1 protein-coding gene is annotated in these 2,102 nt (G+C 69.6%); it reads right to left on the minus strand.

Features of this window, described 5'->3' with window-relative positions; genetic code table 11:
* Nucleotides 1-2,056, minus strand: a 2,056-nt coding sequence (locus ACWDR3_RS47675) for an amino acid adenylation domain-containing protein (protein WP_450358934.1), incomplete at its 3' end; no start/stop codon positions are given.
* Between the last annotated feature and the right edge of the window lie 46 nt (nt 2,057-2,102).

Here is a 2,102-nt window from a genome sequence, read left to right on the forward strand (position 1 = left end):
TGCGCGGGGGAGGCGGCGGCCTTGGTGAGGGGCTCCCGGCGCCGGCGGAGCAGCACCGCGGCGACCACGGCGGCGAGCAGGGCCAGGGTGCCGGCTCCCACTCGGGGGCCCGCCCGGCACACCGCGCCTCGTACGCGGTCGACAGATCCCGCGCCAGCGGTCCCGTCGACCAGCCGTCGGCCGCGATGTGGTGGACCAGCACGAGCAGCGTGTGCTGATCGGGCGCTGTGCGGAACAGCCATGCCCGTACGGGTATCTCCGCGGCGAGATCGAAGGCGTGCCGTGCCGCACGCGCCACCGCGCCGTCCAACTCGACGCTCGCCACGGTGGAGTACCGCAGCTCGAAGTCGAACTCGTCGGCGCCGAGAACCTGTTGAGCGGCCCGACCGTCCACCGCCGGGAACACCGTCCGCAACACCTCGTGCCGACCGATCACATCCCGCAACGCCGACTCCAACGCGTCACGGTCCAGCACACCCGCCAGCCGCACCGCCAACGGAATGTTGTACGTCGCACTCGGACCCTCCAACTGCCCCAGGAACCACAGCCGTTGCTGAGCGAACGACAACGGCACCTCCTCCGGACGCGACCGAGCCACCAACGCAGTCCTGCTCTGCCCGGTCAGGTCGAGGAGAGCGGCCAGGCCCGCCGGAGTCGGGGCATCGAACAGCATCCGGATGGGCAACTCCACACTCAGGGTCGACCGCACCCGGCTGACGAGACGCGTGGCCAGGAGCGAATGCCCGCCCAGCGCGAAGAAGTCGTCATCCACGCCGACGGAGGGCACGCCGAGCACCTCGGCGAACGCCTGGCACAGCAACTCCTCCTGCACGGTCACCGGCGCCCGACCGGGAACGGCCGTGAAGCGTGGCGCGGGGAGGGCGGCACGGTCGAGCTTGCCGTTGGCTGTGAGGGGCAACTCCTCCAGAACGACGAACGCCGAAGGGAGCATGTAGGCGGGCAGGCGGGCGGCGGCGAACTCCTTTACAGCGGCTGCCAGCTCAGCTGGGACGGTCGCATCGGTGTCGTGGTCCGCGGGGGCGAGATAGGCGACGAGGCGTTTGTCGCCCGGAGTGTCCTCGCGTACGACGACTGCGGCCTGGGCCAGGTCCGGGTGCGCGCCCAGGACGGCTTGGACCTCGCCCGGTTCGATGCGGAAGCCGCGGATCTTGACCTGCTCATCCGCCCGCCCCGCAAAGACCAGCTCACCGTCCGCTGTCCAGCGGACGCGGTCGCCGGTGCGGTACATCCGCCGGCCCGGCTCGAAGGGACACGCCACGAAGCGTTCACCCGTCAGACCCGGACGGCCCACGTAACCACGAGCAAGCTGCACTCCCGCGATGTACAACTCACCCGCCACACCAACCGGCACCGGCTCAAGGGCGTCATCCAGCACATACAGACGGGTGTCGGCATTCGCCGATCCCATCGGGATCTCTGTGCCGCCGGCCTCCACCGTGCCCGTGGTCACCATCACGGTGGCCTCGGTCGGACCGTACGTGTTCACCAAGCGCCGGCCCGCCGACCACACCTCCACCTGACCCGCCGTAATGGGCTCCGCACCCACCAACACCGTCGACAACCCGACGAACTCATCCGGATCGAGAGCAGCCAGCAACGACGGCACCACACTCGCCGACCGCACCCCACGCGACCGCACCAACTCCGCCAACAGGCCAGCGTCCGCGCGCTGCTCATCGGTGGCCACGACCAGCTCAGCACCCGACGTCAGCGACACCGCCACATCGAGAACCGACGCGTCGAAGCCGAACGACGCGAACTGCAACACAGCGACGCCAGGACCAGCACCCAACACCGGTGCCACCACGTCCGCCAGATTCGCCAACCCGCCATGCGCAACCGCCACACCCTTCGGCCGCCCCGACGAACCCGACGTATAGATCACATACGCCAAATCCCCCGACCCCACCAACGCAGCAGGCACAGACACCGCGGCGAAGGCCTCACCCACGCCGACCACCGGCACATCCCACGGCGCGCCCGGCACAACCCCTTCCTCTGCCAGCACCAGCCGCGCACCACTGTCAGTGGCCATGAACTCAAGCCGGTCCGCAGGGAGTTCAGGATCCAGCGGCACATAC

It is taken from the genome of Streptomyces sp. NPDC001002 (assembly GCF_053599215.1).